The following is a 23,929-nucleotide window of genomic DNA, read 5'->3' as shown; positions in this document are numbered from 1 at the left end:
ATGGGAATACTCTGCCACTTCCAGTAGCCAATTGTTAGATGCGGTTTATTGAGCGTTTACAAAGCTATATGCGGAGTATTTAAGCCAACTAGAAATCTGAGAGTCATAGATTTATCTAAAAATTTTGATATTCCTAGCCTCTTTGACGAGCACAAACGAGAGCGCCGCAGTGATATAAAATTTCTGATCGACTTCATTTCTGACTTTATCAAGCCAATTGATCGAACTGACCGCGCTCACGTTGATTATGTGCCAATCCAAATCGTCACAGAGTTTATTAGATATATTTTCAAGGCAGAAGATAACGTTAGTGTTGATGGGGTAATATACCCAAGCTCCAAAAACAATGGGAAAAAAAGCTATAGTTATTTTTGCTAATTCAGAGCAGTGCGTGGAGCAATCTGCTTATTTTGATGATGACGCGATATTGAAACTGGTAAATATCGAAACCCGTGAGTTGAAAGGAATTTAACAATCAACGGCAGAGGAGCAATTTTCGTTGCGTAAAAAATTGCTCCTCTGAGCTGCGCGTTAAATTTTGTTCCCAAATCTGAGCAGTAAAAATCCATAACATTCGGTCTGGATCAAACTGGAAAAGTTAATACTAGGTCCAATCAAACTAATATTTGAAGTTATCAAATCAAGTTCAAAATTTTACACATTACCCGTTTTGCTGTCGGTCCAGCTCAGCCCATTAGACGGCAGCATCACCTATCAAATTATCATATTTATTGAAATCCTCAACTACACCAGCATTAACTAACGCAGTCGCAGCAGCGTCAATTTTGTCCAGCAGAGTGAACAGTTCCTTGGTGTCGTGTTTGCCGTCGATTACTTCTTGCAGATAGTCAATGTGTGGTTGCAAGGGGTTTTGTTCTTCACCATTAGAAACGATTGCCAATTTAGTCATTGCTTCCTTCCAGATTGATCCGTTCAACCTTTTCATTTAGCACAAATACGCAGACCAAAATCCGGTGTATCACGTTGTCAACATCACAGAACAAAACCTTACCTGTCAACATTTTAAATCAGCCCACAGCCGCGCCGAGTTTGAAAATAGGCAGATACATGGCAACGATCAGGCCACCGACCAGGATGCCCAAGATTACCATGATAATGGGCTCCATCAGGCTGCTTAAATTATCGACCAGATTGTCGACTTCTTCTTCATAAAAATCGGCCACTTTGGCCAGCATTTCATCGATAGAGCCCGATTCTTCGCCGATGGCAAGCATCTGCATGACCATGTGAGGGAACAGTTGGGTTTGCTGCATGGCAAATTGCAGGCGCTGTCCCATGGCTACTTCTTCACGCATTCTCAGAACCGCGTCGGCGTAAATAACATTTCCGCAAGCGCCGGCCACAGACTCCAGCGCTTCCACCAGCGGCACGCCGGCTGCGGACATCGTCGATAGGGTTCTTGAGAAGCGGGCGATGGCCGACTTGTGCAAGATCATACCAATTATGGGTATTTTCAGGAACATTTTATCCATGAAGTGGTTGAACGGCCGCGAGCGTTTCTGGAAGAAAAGATAGGTATAGATGGCCACGCCGATGCTGCCGAAAAATAGCCACCACCATTCCTGCATCCATTCCGATATGCCGATTACAAACATTGTGAACGCCGGCAAGTCGGCGCCAAAGCTCTGGAAAAGTTCTTGAAAAACAGGCACGACAAAAAGCAGCAGAATGGCCGTGACGATGAATGCGACAACCAATACCGCAATAGGATAAGTCAGCGCTTTCTTGATTTTCTTTTTCAGGGATTCGGTTTTTTCCTTGTAAGTCGCGATCTTATCCAGCAGCGTTTCCAGTACCCCGGCCTGCTCGCCCGCCTGGACCAGGTTGCAGAAAAGTTCATCAAATTGCTGCGGCCGCTTGTTAAGGGCTTCAGCCAAAGTGGCGCCGCCTTCAATATCCGCTTTAATTTCCAACAGCATTTTCTGCATGCTGGGATTATCGTGGCCTTTGCCGATGATGTCGAAAGACTGCACTAAAGGCACGCCCGCTTCCAGCATGGTCGCCAATTGCCGGGCAAAGACCGCTATATCGCCCGGCGTGATTGATTGCACTCTGGCGCCGAATAAGGGCTTGGGTTTTTTCTTGAGTTTGGTGACGCGTATGCCCATGCGTCTTAAATCGGTTCTCGCGATCATCTCGCTCTTTGCAGTAATCAACCCCTTGGTTTTTTTTCTGCTTTTGTCGACGCCTTCCCAGATGAAATCCAGCTGTTCGGTTTGTTCTGCCATAATTATTCCTTCGTTACGCGGTCAATTTCTTCGAGAGTCGTAATACCCATGCGCACCTTGTTCAAGCCCGATGCCCGCAAATCATTGATGCCTTCGGACTTTGCCTGCTCTGCGAGCTGCATGGCATTGCCGCCTTCAAGAATGAGCGAGCGCATTTTTTCGCTCAATGTCATGACTTGATAGATGCCGACCCGGCCTTTATAGCCGTTCGTACAATGCTCACAGCCTACAGGACTGAAGAGTTGCAGATTATCCAGCTCTTCCTCTTTAAAACCTGCAGAAACCAGGGCCTTGGCCGGATAGTCGGCCGGTTTCTTGCAATGCTCGCACAGGCGTCGCGCCAGGCGCTGAGCCATAATCAGATTGACGGCCGAGACGATATTGAAAGGTGGAATGCCCATCTGCATGAGGCGGTTCAATGTTTGCGGGGCGTCATTGGTATGCAGGGTCGATAACACCAAATGGCCTGTCTGTGCGGCTTTGATGGCGATTTCCGCCGTTTCCAGGTCGCGGATCTCGCCGACCATGATGATATCGGGGTCCTGGCGCAAAAAGGCGCGCAGGGCCGAGGCGAACGTCAGGCCCGCTTTGGGATTCATATTGACCTGATTGATGCCTTCTACCGTGATTTCAACAGGGTCCTCGGCCGTGGAAATATTGCGCTCGATGCTGTTGAGGATGTTCAGGCCTGTATAGAGTGAGACTGTTTTACCGCTGCCGGTTGGCCCGGTAACGAGGACCAGGCCGTAGGGCTTATGGATAGCTTCAAGAAACAGTTTTTCCTGTTCCGGTTCAAAACCCAGTTTTTCAATGCCGATTTGGGCGCTGGTGGGGTCCAGAATACGCAAGACGACTTTTTCGCCGAATAAGGTAGGACAGGTGTTGACCCGAAAGTCAATCGCACGATTCTTCGATAAGGACATCTTAATACGGCCGTCCTGCGGAACCCGACGTTCGGCGATATCCATCCTGGCCATGACTTTGATGCGCGAGATAATGCGGTTCGCGGCGCTGGTCGGCGGACTGGCGACTTCATGCAGGATGCCGTCAGACCTGAACCGGATACGGAAGTTTTTTTCATAAGGTTCCAGATGAATGTCGGAAGCGCCTTTTTTTATCGAATCCAGCAGGATTTTATTGACGAAACGCACAATGGGGGCATCGTCAATTTCAGAATTGATATCCTCATTCGCATTTTCATCGCCGCCGGTAATATTCAGTTTTTCCAGATCTTCGTCGAGCAGAAGATCTTTCATGGACGTATCGGATGCCGCTTCTAAAGAGGTTTCTATCGCCTTGACGAGCTTGTTTTCCTCGACCAGTATGGCTTCGGGTTTAAGCAGGCTATGAAACTTGATGTCATCGAATGCCTGGAAATTGGTCGGATCGGAGACCGCTACAAATAGGGTTTTGCCGCGTATAAACAGCGGCAGCACATGATGCTGACGAATCAGTTTTTCGCTGATCACTTTGACGGGCAGGTTGCGGCAGTCTATCGCATCCAGATCGAAAAAAGGTATGCCGAATTCAGTGGAGGCTTTGGTTGCTGCGGCTCTGCTGTCCACAAAATTATTGGCGACCAGATAGGAAATGAGCGGGATTTTTCTTTTTTGCGCTTCCTGAATGTGGATTTGGGCATCATTTTCAGACAGCAGGCCGCCTTGAATTAAGCATTTTGCGAGACCATTGAATTGTAGATCGGTTAATACGGTAGCCATGCGGTAGTCATGCGATTAGTTTAATGCAACTAAAGCAAATATAGATCAAATAGGAGGTTTGTCCAATGAATAGGACAAAAAGAGAGGATACAGGGGAAAGCGTTTTCCCCCTGGGCTTCGGCGCCTTTATAAGGCCTGGATTTTGCGATGCTGTTCTTCGAGGTTGTTCAATGACGAACGCAAATCGGCCAGTTTGGCTTTTTCCTTATCGATTACATCGGCCGGCGCTTTATCGATGAAGGCCGGATTGCTTAATTTGCCTTCGATTCTGGGCAGTTCCTTGATGATTTTCTGAATTTCCTTGTCCAGCCGCGTCAGTTCGGCTTCCTTGTCGATCAAGCCGGCCATCGGAATCAGGATTTTCATGTCACCGACCAGCGCTATCGCCGATTCGGGCGCCGCTTCATCGGCGTCGAGCCAGTTAATCGATTCAAGACGGCCGAGTTTCAGCAAATAGACCTGATTGTTGGCCAGGCTGTTTTTATCGGCCACGGAACCGTTTTGCAGCAAGACCGGCAGCGGTTTGCCCGGCGCTATGTTCATCTCGCCGCGGATACGGCGCACGCCCAGGATGAAGTTCATGACCCAGTTGATTTCGGCAATGGCAGTCGTATCGATCTGAGCTTCATCGGCTTTCGGGTACGGCTGCAGCATAATCGTTTCAGCCTCGATTCCGGCTAATGGCGCAACGCGCTGCCAGATTTCCTCGGTGATGAACGGCATCAACGGATGTGCCAGACGCAGCACGTTTTCCAGCACTGTCAGCAACGTTCTGCGCGTACCGCGCTGTAGCGCCTCATTGCCGGATTGCAGCGAAATCTTGGCCAGTTCCAGATACCAGTCGCAGTATTCGTTCCAGGTAAATTCATAAATGGCCTGGGCCGCCAGATCGAAACGGTAGTTGTCGATGGCATTGCTCGTTGCGGCGATGACCTGATGCAATCTGGCGGTAATCCAGCGGTCGACCTGCGTATATTCGCAAGCGCCCGACAGACCGTTGTCCTGGCCCTCGGTATTCATGAGCACGTAGCGCGCGGCATTCCAGAGCTTGTTGCAGAAGTTGCGATAGCCTTCGGTGCGGGCCAGATCGAAGCGGATATCGCGGCCGGTCGAAGCCAGCGAGGCGAACGTGAAGCGCAGCGCATCGGTGCCGAAAGACGAAATGCCGTCCGGGAACTGTTTGCGCGTGGCCTGCTCGATCTTTTTGGCCAGATGCGGCTGCATCATGCCCGAGATGCGTTTGGCGACCAGGGCTTCCAGGTCGATGCCGTCAATGATATCGATAGGGTCCAGCACGTTGCCTTTGGACTTGGACATCTTCTGGCCTTCGGCATCGCGGACCAAGCCGTGAATATAGACTTCCCTGAACGGCACGTCGCCCTGGAATTTCAGCCCCATCATGATCATGCGCGCGACCCAGAAGAAGATGATGTCGAAGCCGGTGACCAGCACGCTGGTCGGGTAATGTTTGGCCAGTTCGGGCGTGTTGTCAGGCCAGCCCAAGGTCGAGAACGGCCATAAGGCGGACGAGAACCATGTGTCGAGCACGTCTTCATCCTGCTTCAGCGCATAGTCGGCCGGCAGGTTGTGGATGGCGCGGACTTCCTGTTCGGAGCGGCCGACGTAGGTGTTGCCCTGATCGTCATACCAGGCCGGAATCCGGTGTCCCCACCAGATCTGTCGGGAAATGCACCAGTCCTGGATGTTGCGCATCCAGTCGAAATAGGTGTTTTTCCAGTTGTCGGGCACGAACTTAATCGCGCCGGTTTCAACGGCTTCTATCGCCGGCTTGGCCAGCGGCTCGACTCTGACGTACCATTGGTCGGTCAGCAGCGGTTCGATGACGCTGCCGGTACGGTCGCCACGCGGCACCATCAGTTTGTGGTCGACGATTTTTTCCAGCAGGCCCTGGGCTTCCAGGTCGGCGACAATCTGCTTGCGCGCTTCGAAACGGTCCAGGCCGATGTATTTTGCTGGGATCAGGTCGCCTTCCGCGTCCAGATTGCCGCGCACAGTGGCATCGACCGTAAAGATATTGATCAGGCCGCCGTGCGGCAGTTCGTTGATGGCTGAGGCGTTGCGGTGCCGCGTCCAGACCTCGTAGTCGTTGAAGTCGTGGGCCGGTGTGATCTTGACGCAGCCGGTGCCGAATTCGGGATCGACATACTCGTCGGCAATAACGGGAATGCGCCGGCCGGTCAGCGGCAGTTCGACAAATTCGCCGATCAGGTGTTTGTAGCGCTCGTCATGCGGATGAATCGCTACGGCGGCATCGCCGAGCAGGGTTTCCGGGCGTGTCGTGGCAACGATCAGATGCCCCTGGCCATTGGACAGCGGATAGCGCATGTGCCACATCGAACCGTTTTCCTCTTCCGACAATACTTCCAGGTCCGATACGGCCGTATGCAGGACCGGATCCCAGTTTACCAGGCGCTTGCCGCGATAGATCAGGCCTTCCTCGTACAGGCGGATGAAGACCTCCTGAACGGCTTCGGACATGCCTTCATCCATCGTGAAACGTTCCCGGTTCCAGTCCAGCGAAGAGCCCATGCGGCGCAATTGGCGCGTAATCGTGCCGCCCGACTGCTCCTTCCATTCCCAGATCTTTTCGATGAATTTTTCGCGGCCGTAATCATGGCGGGTTTTGCCCTCGGCATTGATCAGGCGCTCGACGACCATCTGCGTGGCGATGCCGGCGTGGTCGGTGCCGGGTTGCCATAAGGTGCTGCAGCCTTTCATGCGGTGATAGCGCGTCAGCGCATCCATGATCGTGTCCTGAAACGCATGTCCCATGTGCAGGCTGCCGGTGACATTGGGCGGCGGAATCATGATGCAATAAGATTCGCCGTCCTCTTTGGCGGCAAAATAGCCTTTTTCTTCCCAGATTTTATACCAGCGTTGTTCAATTGAATGGGGAGCGTATGTTTTATCCATGGATGTGTTGTGTTCTTGTAAAAGTTATGCGTTTAAGAAGCAAGGTTATCGGTTGTTGCGCCTTATATCTCAAATTTTCATGCTAAATCTTGTGCGTGGCAATGGCTAGCCCCAACTGCTGATACTGGCGGTAGCGTTGCCGGCCGGCCTCTTTGGTTTCCTCGCTGTCATCGAGAATTTCCAGGATGCGTTCGATCTGCTCGAGATCCTGCGGGCATTGCGAAGAAAGGTTGATCACGGTTTTCTGCCAGTTTTCAGGCGCCTTCTGCGTGCCTATCAAAATGACATGGCGCTCCCATTCCGCACGCGGGTGCGAGAATGTCTCGCTCGTATAGCGTTCGTGCGGGATGAAACTACCTGCCCGGAAAGTCCAGAGCAGGTTGTCCATGACTTCGCTTTGTTCGGCCGAATCGGTCAGCACATAGCAGAAGTGGCCGCTACGGTAGGCTTTTTCTATCAGTTTGCAGGCAAACAGATACCGTTCCTGTTGCGAGCGTGACGGCAATAGATAAAAGCTGACTTCCGGCATGCGCTGTTAGGCCTTGGGCGTACGGTTAATCAGATATTGGCACAAGAGCGGAACGGGGCGGCCGGTCGCGCCTTTGGCCGGGCCGGTACGCCAGGCCGTGCCGGCGATATCCAAATGCGCCCAGCGGAAGTTTTCGGCAAAACGCGACAGGAAACAAGCCGCCGTAATGGTGCCGGCATCTTTGCCGCCGATATTGGCCATGTCGGCAAAATTGGATTTGAGCAGTTCCTGATATTCTTCCCATAACGGCAGGCGCCAGAGGCTGTCGGTGGCCGTCTCGCTGGCTGCGAGCAGTTCATTGCACAGCCTGTCGTCGTTGCCGAGCAAGCCGCTGGGTACGCGGCCTAAAGCCACCAGGCAGGCGCCGGTCAGGGTCGCCAGGTCAATCACGACATCAGGATTGTAACGTTCTGCATAGGTCAGCGTATCGCAAAGAATCAGACGGCCTTCGGCATCCGTGTTCAAGACTTCGATGGTCTTGCCGGACATGCTGGTCAGAATATCGCCGGGCTTGTCGGCATTGCCATCGGGCAGGTTTTCCGTCGATGGAATCAGCCCGACGATATTGAGCGGCAGAGCCATTTGCGCGGCGGCCTGCAGAGTGCCTAGAACAGCCGCACCGCCGCACATGTCGTATTTCATTTCATCCATGCCCGCCCCGGGTTTCAAGGAAATGCCGCCGGCATCGAAGGTGAGCCCTTTGCCGATCAGGACAATCGGCTTGCCGTTTTTATCGCCGCCCTGGTATTCCAGCGTGATCAGCTTGGCGGGTTGGCGGCTGCCGCGCGCGACGGCCAGCAAAGCGCCCATGCCCAGCTTTTCCATGTCGGCTTCTTCCAGCACGTTCACATTGAGCTTGTCGAATTTTTTGCCCAGTTCGACCGCTTGTTCGGCAAGGTAGGTTGGGGTGCAGATATTGCCCGGCAGGTCGGCCAAGTGTTTGGTTAAATTGACGCCTTCGGCAATTGCCCGACCCTGCTCCAGTCCCGCTTGCGCCAGGGCGCTTTCGCTTTGCGGCGCGCAGATGCTAACCTTCTCGATTTTGCTTTCCGTTTCCTTGTCGGATTTCAGGTGGGTAAATTGATAGACTGCATCGTTGAAGACTTCGATGATTTGGCGCGTTTTCCACTGCCAATCGCCGGTTGTCACATCACATTCGGCCAGACAGCAAGCGACGGATTTTATTTGCGGCTTTTTCAGATTATTAATAGCCGCTGCCAACGCCTTGCGGTAATTCTTGCCCGATAAAGGCTCTTTTTTGCCCAGGCCGACCAGTAAAATACGTTCGATAGTGCTGTCGGGTACGACGTTGATTAGGACGGTTTCGCCATTTTTTCCGCCGATATCTCCACGGCTGACGATGTTGCTGATGATTCCCTGAGTACTGGTATCGAGGGCGATGGCCGACGGACTCAGTTGCTGATCCTCGTAAACGCCAACAATAACACAGTCAGATTGCAGTTTTTCTAAAGGCGTGATTTCTATAGAATAGTCCATAATTTTTATCGTGTAGTTGCGAGAGAATGGTTATCTTAAGCAGGCCGTCTTAGACGGCTGCTGCCAAGATGGGCTGTTTGTTTTCGGATTATACAACACAAATATATTTTGATGGGGAGACAGGCTTTTGGGAGCAGATTGGCCGCAAGGCTATAAAATGGGACGGCGTCCGTGGATCACCGTTCTGGATAAGATGATTATGCGCGATTTGATCAAAACATTGCTAGCTGTTTTGACCGTGATTGTCGTCATAATCGTCAGCCGGAAATTTATCAGAATTCTGGATAAAGCGATTGAGGGGCAAGTCTCCAATGAAACATTGCTGACCATTCTGGGTTTGAAAATAGTCACTGCCAGTATCGCTTTCCTGCCGGCCGCTTTATTCATGGCCGTGTTGATGGTATTGGGCCGCATGTACCGCGATCAGGAAATGTCGGCAGTTTCTTCCGCCGGAGGAGGCGCCAGCACAATTTATCGGGCGGTATTTCTGCTGGTTTTCCCGCTGAGCGTAGTGTCTGCAGGGCTCTCGATGTATGTGTCGCCCTGGGCTGAGGCCAAGACAGAGGCTTTGATGCAACAGGATGAGCAATCCGCCGATATTAGAGGCGTCGCGGCGGGAAAATTCAGCGAATACAGCCAGGGGGATCTGGTTTTTTACGTGGAAAAACTTGGCAAAGATAAAAAGATGCACAAGATTTTTGTGCAACACCGGCAGCGTAATGGCAAGCTGGCCATTATTAATGCTGAAGCAGGACGGCTGGAGGATTTAAAAGATGGCCGTTACATGATTCTGGAGCAGGGCGAGCGCATACAGGGGCAGCCAGGAGCGGTGGATTATGTGATTGAAAACTTTGCCGAATACGCTGTCAGACTGGATGAGAAAAGCTCAGTCATCAATGTGAGCCGCGAGGCGATCCCGATGAAGGTGCTGAAGAATTCTAACGCCATACGCGACATTGCAGAATTGCAGCGCCGCTATTCCATTCCTTTGAGCATGATTTTTCTTACGCTTCTTGCCGTGCCGTTGGCGCAGAGCGCGCCCAGGGGCGGCGTTTACGGCAATATGATGGTCGCCTTTTTGATCTATTTCAGTTATGGAAATCTTATCCGCGTCAGCCAGAGCTGGGTTATTAACGAGACCATTCCTGCCTGGCTGGGCGGTGTTGGGGTTTATTGGATATTGTTGCTGGTCGGCATTGGATTATTGATCAAACTGTACGGATGGCAGTGGGTTAAGATGAAAATCAGGGAAAAGGTGACAAGGTGAATGTATTAACGAAGTATATCGTCAAGGAGATTTTAAAAGGTTCGCTGATTGCGATTCTATTATTATTGACATTGTTTAATCTGTTCACCTTTAGCGATGAGTTAAAGGATCTGGGAAAAGGGCATTATGGCTTAAAGGAGATCTTTTCCTATCTGGCGCTGACTTCTCCCCGGGTTTTTTATGAGCTGATGCCGTCGTCGGCATTGCTGGGCAGTTTGTTCATATTGGGCGCCATGGGCAACAATCGCGAATTGATCGCCATGCGTGCGGCTGGACTGTCCGTTCTGGGCATTATTAAAGCAGTGATGCTGGCCGGTGCTATTTTAGTAGTGATTTCCATTGCCGTTGGCGAGTTTGTGGCGCCTTTGACTGAACGCACGGCGCAGATGATCAAATCCACTGCCCAGAATGAGCAAGTTTCCATGAATTACCGGTATGGCCTTTGGCTGCGTGAAGGCGAGAAGTTCATCAACGTCAGGCAAATCATCGATGATGGGCATCTCGCTGACATCAGTATTTATGAACTGGATGATCAGCGCCGGTTGCGCCAATCTGTGCATGCGGACAAGGCGACTTTTTTAAAGGATCAGCAGTGGAAACTGGAAGGCATCAGGCAATCACAGATTTCAACAGAGCAAATGGCCGCCAGTGCACAGAGCGAGCAGGTTTGGAAATCATCGATTGCGCCAGATTTGCTGAAGGTTGTTGTCATAAGCCCTGATAATATGTCGTTGTATGATCTGGCGATGTACATAGATTTTCTTAAGGAAAATCATCAAAAATCTCAATCCTTTGAATTAGCTTTCTGGGGGCGCGTGGTTAATCCGCTGGTCACCTTCATCATGCTGCTGGTTTCGGCGCCGTTCGTGATAGGCGTTAAACGAGGCGTCAGCGTCGGTGGCAGGATGATGGTGGGGGTGATCATCGGCATGGGCTTCAATATTTTCGATAAAATCGTCGGCCACATGGGGTTAATTTATGACCTTAATCCTCCGTTGATGGCGTTTCTCCCCAGTCTGACAGTCCTGGCGCTGGCTCTGTTCGCCATGCGGCGCGTGCAATAAACGGGCAGGGCAGAATCTAAATTCCGCCCTGCTTAATTCCATCCTCAATATTTCTTCAATATTTTACAAGGACGCTGAAGGGTTAAAAATATAATGAAAACGCTACTGTACTGAATGCCACAGTCAGCGTTACTTGTATATTTATTGAGGGAGGCAATGGACAATTCAAGATTCAGGACGACGCCGGATCTAAGCGATTATAAAATTCCATTTGCACTTAACAGGCAAGCGCTTATCGACTGGCTGCGCGCCTTGTCCATAAAGCGGGATTACAATTCGGGCAAAGAAGTTTTCTGTCTCTTGCAAGCTCACCCGCATTGAGATCGATCCTCAGCAGCATTTGGCTTATTTGCAGGAAATCGATACTTGCCTGGAAGATCTTGTCGGCCAGTTGGAAAAAAGCTATCTGGACGCTGGATTTCCTCTCGGTATGGAAGAGCGGGCGCATGTCGATATTGTTACATTTGCCTACGCGATGCTGGCTGAAAATTATTCACTTTCAGAAATCTTTATCAGTTATTAAAACAGGAAGTGGCCGGTCATTATGTGTTAAAGCCAATAAATCGGCCACTGTCCATGCGCGTGGTCGAGTCTTTGGGCCTGACGCAAAAAAAGAAAATATACCCGAATTGCCGAACAGAGGGATGGCCTGGGCATTATTGGTTTTAATAATTTAATAAGATTCCTGTGCAAGAATAATAAAAACGAAACGGAAAATTTAATTCCGCTTCAAAAAAGATTCCAGAATTGCCGGGAAACTGGCAGGTTCCCGATTGGGAACTGGTGCCGGAAGGCTGTGGCTGGATGCGTCAGATGAAAATGCATTACGGGAAAGAGCATCAGGGTTCAGCAATAAACAGAATCTTGAAGTTCAGCAGGGAAATCTCATACGATAGCCGAGTCTGGAAACCGTCGGATATTGAGAAGAGCAAATTGCTTGAAGATGTGTTCGTTGGCGCTTTTGAAATAATTAATAACAGCGCCCAGGGGCTGTACATATTATGGAAATCCGCTGATTTAAAGATTAGGGTCGGCGATATTTTTGCGCTGATTTCGGCTAAAGATAATAGAGTGGAGACAGGCTTGATCAGTAGGGCGTAGGCTTGGGAATCGAAATGCTTGGCTTTGAATCCGAAGTGATCGGCTTGATGCCGTCCGGCCGGCAAGAACCGTCTTATCGGGCTGTTTTTCTTCCGGGCATTAAGGCATTAAAACGGCAAGACAGTATTGTCTATAGCTCGAGCGGTTTTTCTGTGGGTAAATTTGTTAATATGCGGCATGGAGAAAAAGATATCTCATGCCGGTTACATAAATTAATAAATTCCGCTTCCGCTTCCGCTTCCGCTGTCAGTCATGTGGAGCTGTTGTTTTATGTTACAGATTCAGTCTAAACCAGTTGTTACTGGTCGGTATTATAGTGTTTATGAATACCATCTATATTCCGAATATAGACTTTATTGGAGAAATAATTTTTTGATTATTAGCTCTAGTAATCTCTATGTTAAAATAAATAATTACTTGTAATTTTTTGCAGGTAAGGAAAGTGCGTTAATAACCATATAATAAGAAGGATATGCAATGAAAACTAGAGAAATTATCGCAGTAGGTTTATTCGGTTTGGCTTTATTGACTGGTTGCAATAAAGGAGAGGAAACTACTACGCCTGCAACAGGCAGCTCATCAGAGTCGGCTCCTGCAGCGACTACTCCTGCACCAGCAACTACAGCACCTGCTGAATCAGCGCCAGCAGAACCAGCACCTGCTGAATCAGCACCAGCAGCACCTGCTACTGAAGGCAAATAAATAGAAATAACCGGAAATGCGTCCTGCATTTTCGGCTGCTCATTTTTGAATGAGTGCCGGGTATGGTTTATGCCCGGCAAATCCCCTCGCTTAACTCACCGGACATATCACGCAATGATATGAATTCTGCAGTTTTAATCGGCAAAGTACTTTCCGATAAGCGAAACTACGACTTCTAATAATTCAATTCCCAGGCTCTTGTCCGCGTAATCGGATGGAGATGCGCCAGTATAATCCCGAGTCATTTTGTGACGACCTGTTCTTTTCTCGACTTGAATTGTTCGCTCATGCAGTAGCTGGCCGCCGGCCTTCTTCCATTCCATAAGATGGGTTATTTCGCCGCTGTCGAGCCAGATGCCATGGTTTTTGCAGCGGTCGACAACCACGCCGCTGCGATGGCCGAATACGCGCCGGTTCATAAGGGTGCGGCAGACAGGACATTTGATGTATTTGACTTTTTTATTGGCTTGATGGCGATCCTTATTGATATTGTCCAGATATTGCTGATTTGCATCGGAAACGTTCGGGACAGTGCTTTCAAGCAGGATGTCTATTTCTCCGGGATCAAAAAACAATCCAAAACAATATTCACAGCGCTCAATCAGAACGGTGCCGTTGATATTGATGGTTTGTAAGGGTTTCTCGCAATGAGGGCACAGTCGGTCAGGCCGTCTCTGGATAGCGGTATATGAATGCCTGTTGTTCAGATCGACATCATTGTATGAGCCGCAATATGAACATTTGTTGGTGTTTGCCGGCAGTGGTGCTGCACAGCTGATGCATTTAGCCATAATTTCATGGTTTATCTATGAAGATGATCTGCCCGCATCGCCTTTGATGTATCATGTTTTAATATGTCAAGCCGGAACACGGTGCGTACGAGCATCAATTAGTCTTTTTGCATATGCATTTAAAACATAAATTATAGTCAACAATCAGGAGGTAGTGTGGCAATCAGAAAATTCAATGATAAGCAGCCCAGCATCGGCAGGTCCGTCTATATCGATGACAGCGCTGTGGTGATTGGTGATGTGACGATCGGCGATGACGTGTCAATATGGCCGATGACGGTGGTCAGAGGCGATGTGGAAAGCATCACGATCGGCGAAGGCACCAATGTTCAGGATGGTGCCGTATTGCATGTATCACACGCCGGCAAGTTTTCGCCGCAAGGGCATCCGTTAACGATCGGCAAAGGCGTGACGATCGGGCATCGGGCCGTGGTTCATGCCTGTACCGTCGGGAATTATTGTCTGATAGGCGTCGGCGCCATTATTATGGATGATGCCGTACTCGAGGACTATGTCATGCTGGGAGCCGGCGCGCTGGTGCCGCCCGGAAAAACGCTGGAAAGCGGTTATCTCTACGTGGGCGCGCCCGCCAAGCAGGCAAGACCTTTAAAAGAGTCTGAAAAAGAATTTCTGGAGTATTCTTCTCAGCATTATATGCATTTGAAGGACCAGTATTTGAAATAGGTCAGAATGAAGCGCAGGCCGATTGATTGGGCGCGTGTTTCTTTCACGCCTGACGCTCTGAGTTGAGCAATTCAATAACGGGCCGGGTTTCAGGACGAACGCCGCGCCAGATAAAAAATGCCTCGGCCGCCTGCTCGACCAGCATGCCAAGTCCGTCCAGACTTTTTGCCGCGTTTTGCCTGAGCCCCCAGCGCACGAAAGCCGTCGGTTCGTTGCCATAGGCGAGATCATAGCAGACGCCGTTTTCAGCCAGCAGGCCATCGGGCAAAGGCGGCAGCTGGTCGCTTAAACTGGCCGAGGTCGCGTTTAAAATCAAATCAAATTGCCGGCTCTGCAAGTCGTCAAACCCGCAGCCGCTGACAACTCCCTTGTGATGGAAAGCTTGCGCCAGATCGACGGCTTTTTCGACAGTGCGGTTGGCGATGACTATGGAATGCGGGGCCTGCTCAAGGAGAGGGCCTATGATGCCTCTGCCGGCGCCGCCCGCGCCCAGGATTAAAATCCGGTTTCCTGTTAAGTCGATGGCATGGTTGGCTGTCAGGTCCGTTACCAAACCTTTGCCGTCCGTGTTATCGCCGAGAATAGAGCCGTCCGCCTGTACGGCAAGCGTATTGACCGCCTGGCTAAGCTGAGCCCGCTCGGTTTTGCTGTCGGCAAAAGCCCAGGCCAGTCCTTTCAGGGGTACCGTACAGTTCAGTCCTTTGCCGCCTGCGGTGAAAAAGGCCGTAGCCGCGCTCTGGAATTGTTCGGCAGGCACATCCTGCGCGGTATATTCAAGCGATTGTCCTGTCTGCTCGGCGAAGAGCCGATGGATTCTAGGGGATTTGCTGTGCTTGATGGGATGGCCGAAAACGGCATAGCGATCTATTGTCATCATGGTTATTCTCTTTTTTCCACCCAGTATTCCCACAAGATCGTCAGCAGCACAATGCCGATGGCAATCAGTATTTCTATCCACAGAAAGTGTTCCGTGTAAGCGGCAACAACGGCTGAAGTCCCCATGAACAGCCCGACCAGACTGAAGCGCCAGCCTACCCGCAGGCCATCGAGGATGGTCGATAGCGACAAAATCAATAAAATGACCAATCCCGCGCTTTCAGGATCAATGCGGCCGGATTTTTGCACTAAGAAAGCGCCGCCGACCACTATCAGGGAAGTGAGCCAGTGAATGGACTGCTCGCGCACTATTTTCTTGAAATCGTCGATATTATGCTTGGATTGCAGCCAGCCGATCAGGATCCCGAACAGGCCGAACACGAACACCATAATAATCCAGTAACCCAAACCATCGGCAGGAGAAAAATCGTTGATGCCGATGCCTACCAGCGACAGGATCAGCAGCAGGACCAGGATGGCTTCTTCAAAGTGAAACCTTCGCTTGGGGGGAATTAGATAATCTTCTGACATGGTACGGATTCCAGATTTAGGGTTATGAAAAATGCTTGTTTCAGAGCGTTAAGGCAACAACTGATTAGTCCCGCAACCATTGCGCCACGGATTTGGCAAAATAAGTCAGAATCGCATCGCTGCCGGCGCGCTTGAAGGCCAGCAGGGATTCCAGAACAACCTGTTTCTCATCCAGCCAGCCGTTCATGGCGGCCGCTTTGAGCATGGCATATTCGCCGCTGACCTGATAGGCGAAAGTCGGCACGCCGTACTGGTCCTTTACGCGGCGGATAATATCGAGATAGGGCATGCCGGGCTTGACCATGACCATGTCGGCGCCTTCCTGCAGATCCAGTTGAATTTCGCGCAGCGCCTCATCGGAGTTGGCCGGGTCCATCTGATAGCTGTATTTATTGCCTTTGCCCAGATTGTCGGCCGAGCCGACGGCATCCCGGAAAGGGCCGTAAAAGCTCGATGCATATTTGGCGGAATAGGCGAGGATGCGCGTATTGATATGATTTTGGGCTTCCAGCGCTTCTCTTATCGCGCCGATGCGTCCGTCCATCATATCCGAAGGCGCGACGATATCGGCTCCGGCTTCGGCATGGGACAGCGCCTGCTTGACCAGCACGGCTATCGTTTCGTCGTTCATGACATAGCCGTCCTGATTGATCAGGCCGTCCTGCCCGTGAGAGGTGAAGGGATCGAGGGCGACATCGGTAATAATGCCCAATTCCGGCAAGGCTTTCTTTAAAGCCCTTACGCTACGCTGAGCCAGGCCGTCAGGGTTGTAAGCCTCGGCGGCGGCGTCGGACTTTTTATCCAGAGGCGTTACCGGAAACAGCGCAATGGCAGGAATACCGAGATCATAAAGCGCATGCGCCTCTTCCAGCAACAAGTCCAGGGAGAGCCGCTCTATGCCCGGCATCGAGGTGATGGCTTCTCTCTGATTTGCGCCTTCAGTAACAAACATCGGGTAAATCAAGTCATCAACGGATAAGCGGTGTTCGCGCATTAAACGGCGGGAAAAATCGTTATAACGCATTCTTCTCATGCGTGTGCGGGGGAAATTGATGTTATTATATGTCATCTTATCCATAGTCATGGGTTTGGAAATTATCAGAACCTCTGGCTTGAGTCATGCAGTCCGTCAAGTCAGCTTGACGGACTGTTTGGCTTGGGATTTATTTTATCAGGGAATATGGGTCGCTGATATTCGAAAATAGAAAGTATTCGCTAGTTTCAATTCTTAGAGGGTTTTATGAAGGCTAAACAATATACGGTATTTGTTTTATTTGCAGTGTTGCTCGGCTTCATGCCGATGACAAGAGGCATGGCGGCTGATCTGTTGCCTCCACAACAAGCGATTGAAGATGCCTCGACAAAATTACACGCCAAATTGCAGGACAAAACGTTCGCCCAGGATTTTGTCCAGGTTACGCGATTTGTCAATGAAGTCATTATGCCGCATACCGATTTCGACAGAATCTCCGCACTGGTGCTGGGCCCGATCTGGAAAACCGCGACCAATGATGAACGGGCGCGTTTTAAGCAGGAATTCCAGACGCTGCTGATAAGGACCTATTCCAGAGCCTTCGTTGAGTTCCGCGACTGGACAGTGCGGTTCCTGCCGCTGGAAATGGAACCCGGCGCGACAAAAGTCGTCGTCAAAACCGAAGTTCTGCAACCCGGCATTCAGCCTGTTGCGGTAAATTACCGGATGGTGCAGAGCCAAGGCAACTGGAAAGCCTATGATATTATGATTGAAGGCGTCAGCCTCGTGACCAACTACCGTACGACTTTCACCAATGAAGTCAAAACCAAGGGGTCACTGGCCGCGGTGATCGACGGATTGGCCAAACGCAACGCTGAAGCGCTTGCTTCAGGTTCAACATCCGCCAGGTCTTAATTGCCCGGCTCTCGTCTTTTAGTTTTGACTGCCACGAAGCTTACAAGCTTCGTGGCAATGCCCACTAGCTCCGACCTGCACAATTCCCCGTTTTTTTCAGTTAATGCTGTGCCCGGACGCGGACAGCGCATTTAACTTACCTGAATGATCGATTATCAACCTTTAATTGAAACGCTGCTCGAGGCCAAGGCCGATGCTTGGGCTCAGATATTGCCGCAACAGCTGGCCCGAACATTCGAACCGGCGAATCACGGCACATTGGCCCAATGGCAGGCGCTGATCGAGCAACTGCCGAAACCGGAGCATACTGGCGCATCGTTAGATGCCGATGCCGTACGGATAGGCTGCCCTGAAGATCTGACTGATGAAGCCTGTCAGCAGTTAAAAGACCAGCTCAAGGTTTTGCACCCGTGGCGCAAAGGTCCTTATGATCTGTTTGGCATTAAAATTGACACCGAATGGCATTCGGACTGGAAATGGGATCGCCTGAAAAACCACATCGCGCCATTAGCCAATCGCCTGGTACTGGATGTCGGCTGCGGCAATGGTTATCACTGCTGGCGCATGCTCGGGGCCGGAGCCCGCATGGTAGTCGGCATTGACCCGTTGCTGCTTAACGTCATGCAATTTCAGGCGATTCGAAAACTGCACGGCGAGGCGCCTGTTTATGTGTTGCCGATTGGCATGGAAGAAGTGCCTTATGGCCTGAAACTGTTCGATACGGTCTTTTCCATGGGCGTGCTGTACCACCGCCGTTCGCCTATCGATCATCTGCTCGAATTAAAAGAAAGTCTGCGGCCGGGCGGTGAACTGGTGCTGGAAACGCTGGTCATAGACGGCGGGCCGGGGCAGGTGCTGGTGCCCGAAGGCCGCTATGCCTGCATGCGCAATGTTTGGTTCTTGCCGACTTGCGATACGTTGGTTGGCTGGATGAAGCGCTGCGGTTTCACCAATATCCGCATTGTCGACGTGACTGTGACCAGCACGGAAGAACAACGCACGACAGAATGGATGACTTTTCATTCGCTCAAGGATTTTCTTGATCCCCTCGATCCGAACCTTACCCGCGAAGGCCTGCCCGCACCCAAGCGTGCCATTATTATTGCAAATCCGGCTTAACCCGGCTGTTTAACATTATAGAGATTGAAATGACTGCCTCAAAGACTGCCCCACATATCGGTTTTATTAGTTTGGGTTGCCCGAAAGCCCTGGTCGATAGCGAAAGGATTCTAACCAAGCTGCGTGCCGAAGGTTACACCATCTCGCCGACTTATCAGGACGCCGATCTGGTAGTCGTCAATACCTGCGGTTTTATCGATGCCGCGGTCGAGGAATCGCTCGACAGCATCGGTGAAGCGCTGGCTCATAACGGCAAAGTCATCGTGACCGGCTGCCTGGGCTCCAGAGAAGCTGAAATCCGCGCCCGCCATCCGCAGGTGCTGAAAGTGACCGGCGCGCATGCCCTGGAAGAAGTCGTGGCTTCAGTGCACGAGCATCTGCCGCCGCCTCACGATCCGTTTACCAGCCTGGTGCCGCCGCAAGGCATCAAGCTGACGCCGCGTCATTATGCTTATTTGAAAATTTCCGAAGGCTGCAATCACCGCTGCACGTTCTGCATCATTCCGTCCATGCGCGGCGACCTGGTCAGTCGGCCTGTCGACGATGTCCTGTTCGAAGCCGAGCGTCTGGCCAATGCCGGCGTCAAGGAACTGCTGGTCGTATCGCAGGATACCAGCGCTTATGGCCTGGACCTGAAGTACCAGAGCCGCGACTGGAAAGGCCGTTCCGTACAAACGCGGTTTTATGATCTGGCTGGAGCGCTGGGCGATCTGGGCATCTGGGTGCGCATGCATTATGTGTATCCGTATCCGCATGTCGATGACGTGATTCCGCTCATGGCCGAAGGTAAAATCCTGCCTTATCTGGACATCCCGTTTCAGCATGCCAACAGCCGCATACTGAAGCTGATGAAGCGCCCGGCCGCCAGCGAAAATAACCTGGAAAGAATTCGGGCATGGCGCGAAATCTGCCCCGATATCACTCTGCGCAGCACCTTCATCGTCGGCTTTCCGGGCGAAACCGAGCAGGAGTTTGAAGAATTGCTCGACTTTTTGACCGAGGCGCAAATGGACCGGGTCGGCTGCTTTGCCTATTCGCCGGTCAAAGGCGCAGTTGCCAATGACTTGCCGGATCAGGTGCCTGAAGAAGTCAAGCAGGAGCGTTTAGCGCGCTTCATGGCGCATCAGGCCGAAATCAGCGCCGCACGCCTGCAGCAGCGCGTAGGCCGCATTGAGACTGTGCTGATCGATGAAGTCGTTGAGGAAGGCGCTGTCGCCAGAAGCAAGGCCGATGCGCCGGAAATCGATGGCCAGGTGTTCATCGATGGCGCAACGCATCTGAAAGTCGGGGACTTTGTTGAAGTCGAACTGGAAGAGGCCGATGAGTACGATATGTGGGGGCATTTGGTTTAACATTCCACATATCAAGTTGTAGGGTACTCACCGCGTACCTTTTTAGAGTGCGGAGCCGATAAACGTCGAAAAAGGTATGCGATGCATACCCTACAACTTTTTATTTTCTTTCGGCAAACCATTTCTGGGCAAAGAATCCGGCATAAATCGAAGCGACCATGATCAGCGCTTCCAGTGTGCCCAATCCCAGTCCAGATACTGCAGGCCCCGGGCAATAGCCGGTCATTCCCCAGCCTATGCCGAACAGGCCGGCTCCCAATAACAAAGGTTTATCGATCTCTCGACGTTTGGAAATGTGAAAGCCGTCGTCCAATACGGGAGCCGGGCGCTTCAGCACCCACCTGAAAGATACAAACGCCACCGCAAGAGCGCCGATCATGACAAACATGAGGCTCGGGTCCCAGTTGCCGGTGATGTCGAGAAAGCCCAGCACTTTATCGGGATTGACCATCTGCGACAGCGACAGCCCTATGCCGAATAGAATGCCGCTTAAGAGAGCGAGCAGGATTCTTTTCATGCAGTCAGCTCCAGGACATGGCGGATAATGTATACAGTCACAATGCCGCCGGCCATAAAAGTCAGTGTGGCCAATATCGAGCGCGGCGATAAATTGGCGATGCCGCAAATGCCATGGCCGCTAGTGCAGCCGTTGCTCATACGGGTGCCGAAACCGACCAGGAATCCACCCGCTGCCAATAGTCCTAAAGGATAGTTTTGCCGCATTGCAATGAAGTCAGGCGCAATCAGGCTGAATAAAACTGCGCCGATGACCAGGCCGGCCAGGAAGGCAAGCCGCCAGCTCATTTCGCTTCCAGATGAGTTGAATACGCCGTTCATGATGCCGCTGATGCCGGCCATGCGGCCATTGAACAGCAGCAGGAGGGTTGCGCTGATGCCGATCAGCGCGCCGCCCGTTAAGGCAGAAACAGGGGTGAAATTTTCCACAAAACAAACTCCGGTTAATAATGAATTGGGAATATTCTACTATTTTCCTGCTCATTCTGCTGAGCTAGGTAGAAAGTAGCCGGGTCTTTTTTGCTTTCCCATCTGTTTAGAATAGCAATATATGCCTAAAGGCCGGTTGCAAGCGGAAGGTTCAATGGCCTGCGCATCTAACGGCTCTGAATCCACGCGGCGCTGGTTGCGATGACTTCATCCATGACTGACTGTTCGCTGCGGTTAAACCGCTTCAGTACCTTAAAGGAATGATCGCCGCCTTCGATGATATGCAGGTCGGGATGCATGGGCAGCGTCTTTAAAACCATTTGCAACTTATCGAGATCGCATAAGGCGTCGCGCGTGCCTTGAAAAAACAGCATCGGTGCCGAGATGGCCGGCAAATGCTCCGTGCGCAACTTGCCGGTTTTACCTGCCGCGTGCAATGGATAACCGTACAGAATGACGCCGCCGAATCCCGGACGTTGCGCCGCTACCATCGACGCATAACGTCCGCCCATGCTTTTGCCGGACAGTATCAGTTTTTCCGGCGCAAGCCTGGCCTTTTCCAATACGGCATCGATGACAGCCTGCCAGGCAGCTTCCAGGACGGCAGGCCGGTCAGGCGCCTTGCGGCCTTGCTCCATGTAGGGAAAATTGAATTTGACGGTCAGTATGCCGTGTTCGGCGATGCCTTCATGCAGGGCGCAGACAAATCCGGACTGCATGTCATTGCCGGCGCCATGCGCAATAATCAACGCATGTTGGTATTGTTCAGGGATCAGCCAAACGGAACTGATTTCAGTGCTGTCGTTGACTTGAATCCGATGATTTTCCAGTTTCATAGCGAATAAGCTTGACGAGTTAGTAAAATGTTGTAGAATACGCGCTCTGCAAACGGAGCGGTAGTTCAGTTGGTTAGAATACCGGCCTGTCACGCCGGGGGTCGCGGGTTCGAGCCCCGTCCGCTCCGCCATTCATGCTAGTGACACTAAAGCCCTCAACCGGGCTTTTTTTATGCCCGGCGTTCAAGCCGGGTTGTCGCTCTCGATAAAAAAACAGTCCATATCAAATTGCTCGCGCGTTTTTTCCATCAGAGCCTGTATGCCGAACTGTTCGGTGGCATGGTGTCCGCCCGCGAACATGTGTACGCCGTTTTCCTGACTTTCATGCCAATCATGCTCGCTGATTTCCCCGGTTATGTAGGCGTCCAGTCCTTCTTCCGCCGCCAATCGCCATTCGCTGTTGGCGCCGCCCGTAATGATGCCGACGGATCGGATTAGGGCATTGTTGTCCGGCGTCGCCAAAATAACGGTATGTTTGAGAACTTCGGCTAGCTTTGCCTGCAATTGCGGCGCCGTCAGAGGCGATTCCAGCACGCCTTTGATGCCCGTTGCCGAGCCCTTGTAATCGCCGAATGGCTGCTGTTGCCCGCAGCCGATCAGCCGGCCTAAGACGGCGGCATTGCCGATGCCGGCATGGCCATCCAAAGGCAGGTGATAACCGAACAGGTTGATGTTATGTCTGACCAGCGGCAGCACGCGCTGGGCAAAGGCGCCGGTCAGAGGCCGGGCGCCGTGGAAGCTCCAGAACAGGCCGTGATGCACGACCAGGGCATCGGCCCGGTTGTCGATGGCCTGCCTGATCGAATCGCGCGTCGCGGATACGGCGAAGGCGATGCGCCCGATTTCGCCGGTTCCTTCTATCTGCAGACCGTTTGGACAATAGTCGGCGTAGCTTCGCGGATTCAGCAGGCTGTCGTAAAAATCGTTGAGTTGTTGCTGAGTAATCATGAGCTTAACCTATAGTGCCGCCAGATCGTTTTAAAAGTCTCGGTCAGCGTCTGATCATCGGCGGCGATGCGCGCAGACAGGTCGTGCTCGGAAAACCAGTCGCCGGTCTCGATTTCCTCAGGCGCCAAGGTAAACGGGCCGTTGTGCCGGCAGCGGTAAGCCTGGATGAATTCCATGCCGACAGCGGCCGTAGCTGGCAGCTTGAACAGAGGTTCCAGTCCATCTACTTTGATGCCCAATTCTTCCTCAATTTCGCGGAGCGCGCAGCTATTATAATCTTCGCCGGCATCGACATGACCGGCCGCCGAAGTATCCCACAGGCCGGCATTGAGGTCTTTCAGCAGCGATCTTTTCTGCAGAAAGAGTTGGTTCTGATCGTTGAAGACCAGGATATGTACAGCGCGGTGGCGCAAGGATCGGGCATGGACATAGTGACGCGGCAGCGTATCGATCACGCAGTCGTTTTCATCGACGACCGGGAGCAGTTCGTTGTACATAAAGAAATCTGACAGTGAGAAAACAGGCTATGGATTTTAGACTGTTATGGCGGGCATGCAAGCTCGCTTTGAGAAAATTGCCCGCCTTGCAGGGCGGGCAGGGTAGCGTTTACCGCGCTTTGCCGGCTTCCGTGGCTGCCGGGGCTTCGACCAGCCGGCCGGATTTTACGTCGTAAATATAGCCGTAGACGGGAATGTTGGACGGCACCAGCGGATGATTCTTAATGCGTGTCACATCTTCGAGTACGCTTTGTTCCTGATTCTTGATGGTCAGCCAGTCGATATATTTGCCTTCGCAAGAACCCGGGCCTTCGCAGCAATCATGCCAGCCGTTTTCATCGATGCTGGCGGTTTTCAGGCTGCTGCTCAGCAGATCACGCATGATCTCGTCGTTAAACGTC

Annotated in this window: 25 protein-coding genes, 1 tRNA gene and 1 pseudogene; 10 read left to right on the top strand and 17 right to left on the bottom strand. The window is 51.7% G+C overall.

The genetic code is table 11. The features are described 5' to 3' along the window. Positions 1-48 precede the first annotated feature (48 nt). Positions 49-378: a hypothetical protein gene (locus tag IT781_RS18610; protein ID WP_194971678.1), complete on the top strand. Its 330-nt coding sequence runs from the start codon at positions 49-51 to the stop codon at positions 376-378. A 316-nt stretch (positions 379-694) separates the two neighbouring features. Here IT781_RS18610 and IT781_RS18605 read toward each other — a convergent pair whose 3' ends face one another. The 6 genes from IT781_RS18605 to IT781_RS18580 form a co-directional block, all read right to left on the bottom strand. Next, positions 695-910: a hypothetical protein gene (locus tag IT781_RS18605; RefSeq protein WP_194971677.1), complete on the bottom strand. Its 216-nt coding sequence runs from the start codon at positions 908-910 to the stop codon at positions 695-697. Positions 911-1,028: 118 nt separating this feature from the next. Beyond that, entirely contained in the window at positions 1,029-2,249 is a 1,221-nt protein-coding gene (locus IT781_RS18600; RefSeq protein WP_194971676.1) for a type II secretion system F family protein, read from the bottom strand. Between the two features lie 2 nt (positions 2,250-2,251). Next, a complete protein-coding gene (pilB, locus tag IT781_RS18595) occupies positions 2,252-3,967 on the bottom strand; it encodes a type IV-A pilus assembly ATPase PilB (protein WP_228779264.1) in 1,716 nt (571 codons plus the stop codon). Between the two features lie 126 nt (positions 3,968-4,093). Continuing rightward, positions 4,094-6,901 carry a valine--tRNA ligase gene (locus tag IT781_RS18590; RefSeq protein ID WP_194971675.1) on the bottom strand — a complete coding sequence of 936 codons (2,808 nt, stop codon included), beginning with the start codon at positions 6,899-6,901 and terminating at the stop codon, positions 4,094-4,096. Positions 6,902-6,983: 82 nt separating this feature from the next. Next, positions 6,984-7,430, bottom strand: coding sequence for a DNA polymerase III subunit chi (locus IT781_RS18585; protein ID WP_194971674.1), 447 nt, complete (start codon positions 7,428-7,430; stop codon positions 6,984-6,986). Between the two features lie 6 nt (positions 7,431-7,436). Further along, positions 7,437-8,927: a leucyl aminopeptidase gene (locus IT781_RS18580; protein ID WP_194971673.1), complete on the bottom strand. Its 1,491-nt coding sequence runs from the start codon at positions 8,925-8,927 to the stop codon at positions 7,437-7,439. Positions 8,928-9,054: 127 nt separating this feature from the next. On the opposite strand from IT781_RS18580, the gene lptF reads away from it, so the two are divergent. From lptF to IT781_RS18560, 4 genes are all read left to right on the top strand, one after another. Beyond that, entirely contained in the window at positions 9,055-10,194 is a 1,140-nt protein-coding gene (gene lptF / locus IT781_RS18575) for an LPS export ABC transporter permease LptF (RefSeq protein ID WP_370527044.1), read from the top strand. Then, on the top strand, positions 10,191-11,258 hold the full coding sequence (gene lptG, locus IT781_RS18570; protein ID WP_194971672.1) for an LPS export ABC transporter permease LptG: 1,068 nt from the start codon (positions 10,191-10,193) through the stop codon (positions 11,256-11,258). Before lptF ends, lptG begins: the two co-directional genes overlap by 4 nt. Before the next feature lie 349 nt (positions 11,259-11,607). After that, complete coding sequence (locus IT781_RS18565; RefSeq protein WP_194971671.1) at positions 11,608-11,781, top strand: hypothetical protein; 174 nt, start codon at positions 11,608-11,610, stop codon at positions 11,779-11,781. Between the two features lie 224 nt (positions 11,782-12,005). Next, positions 12,006-12,359 (top strand): hypothetical protein, encoded by a 354-nt coding sequence (locus tag IT781_RS18560; RefSeq protein WP_194971670.1) that lies wholly within the window; start codon positions 12,006-12,008, stop codon positions 12,357-12,359. Positions 12,360-12,772: 413 nt separating this feature from the next. On the opposite strand, the gene IT781_RS18555 is transcribed toward IT781_RS18560, so the two are convergent. After that, positions 12,773-13,090, bottom strand: coding sequence for a hypothetical protein (locus IT781_RS18555; RefSeq protein WP_194971669.1), 318 nt, complete (start codon positions 13,088-13,090; stop codon positions 12,773-12,775). Positions 13,091-13,195: 105 nt separating this feature from the next. Beyond that, on the bottom strand, positions 13,196-13,852 hold the full coding sequence (locus IT781_RS18550; protein ID WP_194971668.1) for a zf-TFIIB domain-containing protein: 657 nt from the start codon (positions 13,850-13,852) through the stop codon (positions 13,196-13,198). Positions 13,853-14,008: 156 nt separating this feature from the next. On the opposite strand from IT781_RS18550, the gene IT781_RS18545 reads away from it, so the two are divergent. Beyond that, a complete protein-coding gene (locus IT781_RS18545; RefSeq protein WP_194971667.1) occupies positions 14,009-14,536 on the top strand; it encodes a gamma carbonic anhydrase family protein in 528 nt (175 codons plus the stop codon). A gap of 43 nt (positions 14,537-14,579) precedes the next feature. On the opposite strand, the gene aroE is transcribed toward IT781_RS18545, so the two are convergent. From aroE to hemB, 3 genes are all read right to left on the bottom strand, one after another. Beyond that, positions 14,580-15,413, bottom strand: coding sequence for a shikimate dehydrogenase (gene aroE, locus IT781_RS18540; protein ID WP_194971666.1), 834 nt, complete (start codon positions 15,411-15,413; stop codon positions 14,580-14,582). Positions 15,414-15,415: 2 nt separating this feature from the next. After that, positions 15,416-15,943, bottom strand: coding sequence for a hypothetical protein (locus tag IT781_RS18535; protein WP_194971665.1), 528 nt, complete (start codon positions 15,941-15,943; stop codon positions 15,416-15,418). Between the two features lie 64 nt (positions 15,944-16,007). After that, entirely contained in the window at positions 16,008-17,012 is a 1,005-nt protein-coding gene (hemB, locus tag IT781_RS18530; RefSeq protein WP_370527041.1) for a porphobilinogen synthase, read from the bottom strand. A gap of 171 nt (positions 17,013-17,183) precedes the next feature. On the opposite strand from hemB, the gene IT781_RS18525 reads away from it, so the two are divergent. From IT781_RS18525 to rimO, 3 genes are all read left to right on the top strand, one after another. Next, entirely contained in the window at positions 17,184-17,831 is a 648-nt protein-coding gene (locus tag IT781_RS18525; RefSeq protein WP_194971663.1) for a phospholipid-binding protein MlaC, read from the top strand. Positions 17,832-17,975: 144 nt separating this feature from the next. Beyond that, positions 17,976-18,950: a tRNA 5-methoxyuridine(34)/uridine 5-oxyacetic acid(34) synthase CmoB gene (gene cmoB / locus IT781_RS18520; RefSeq protein ID WP_194971662.1), complete on the top strand. Its 975-nt coding sequence runs from the start codon at positions 17,976-17,978 to the stop codon at positions 18,948-18,950. A gap of 29 nt (positions 18,951-18,979) precedes the next feature. Further along, positions 18,980-20,302 (top strand): 30S ribosomal protein S12 methylthiotransferase RimO, encoded by a 1,323-nt coding sequence (gene rimO / locus IT781_RS18515; protein WP_194971661.1) that lies wholly within the window; start codon positions 18,980-18,982, stop codon positions 20,300-20,302. 100 nt (positions 20,303-20,402) lie between these two features. Here the strand turns inward: rimO and IT781_RS18510 are convergent, their stop codons facing one another. The 3 genes from IT781_RS18510 to IT781_RS18500 all read right to left on the bottom strand — a co-directional run bounded on the left by IT781_RS18510 (position 20,403) and on the right by IT781_RS18500 (position 22,083). After that, positions 20,403-20,819: a DUF6691 family protein gene (locus IT781_RS18510; protein ID WP_194971660.1), complete on the bottom strand. Its 417-nt coding sequence runs from the start codon at positions 20,817-20,819 to the stop codon at positions 20,403-20,405. After that, positions 20,816-21,247 carry a YeeE/YedE thiosulfate transporter family protein gene (locus IT781_RS18505; RefSeq protein ID WP_194971659.1) on the bottom strand — a complete coding sequence of 144 codons (432 nt, stop codon included), beginning with the start codon at positions 21,245-21,247 and terminating at the stop codon, positions 20,816-20,818. Before IT781_RS18505 ends, IT781_RS18510 begins: the two co-directional genes overlap by 4 nt. A 167-nt stretch (positions 21,248-21,414) precedes the next feature. Beyond that, on the bottom strand, positions 21,415-22,083 hold the full coding sequence (locus IT781_RS18500; RefSeq protein WP_194971658.1) for an alpha/beta family hydrolase: 669 nt from the start codon (positions 22,081-22,083) through the stop codon (positions 21,415-21,417). Positions 22,084-22,137: 54 nt separating this feature from the next. Between IT781_RS18500 and IT781_RS18495 the strand changes: the two genes are divergently transcribed. Further along, positions 22,138-22,214: transfer RNA gene (locus tag IT781_RS18495), tRNA-Asp, on the top strand. 52 nt (positions 22,215-22,266) lie between these two features. Here the strand turns inward: IT781_RS18495 and IT781_RS18490 are convergent. The 3 genes and pseudogenes from IT781_RS18490 to IT781_RS18480 form a co-directional block, all read right to left on the bottom strand. Then, positions 22,267-23,031 carry a Nif3-like dinuclear metal center hexameric protein gene (locus tag IT781_RS18490; RefSeq protein ID WP_194971657.1) on the bottom strand — a complete coding sequence of 255 codons (765 nt, stop codon included), beginning with the start codon at positions 23,029-23,031 and terminating at the stop codon, positions 22,267-22,269. Beyond that, the gene (locus IT781_RS18485) at positions 23,028-23,528 is read right to left on the bottom strand and encodes an NUDIX domain-containing protein (protein WP_194971656.1); all 501 of its coding nucleotides are present in this window, start codon (positions 23,526-23,528) and stop codon (positions 23,028-23,030) included. Before IT781_RS18485 ends, IT781_RS18490 begins: the two co-directional genes overlap by 4 nt. A 109-nt stretch (positions 23,529-23,637) precedes the next feature. Then, a pseudogene (locus IT781_RS18480) lies at positions 23,638-23,929 on the bottom strand (carbonic anhydrase); the annotation flags it as partial.

It is taken from the genome of Methylobacter sp. BlB1 (assembly GCF_015476545.1).
Lineage (GTDB): Bacteria > Pseudomonadota > Gammaproteobacteria > Methylococcales > Methylomonadaceae > Methylobacter.
The sequence above is the reverse complement of the archived record's forward strand: the minus strand, read 5'-3'. Positions and strand labels throughout refer to the sequence as shown.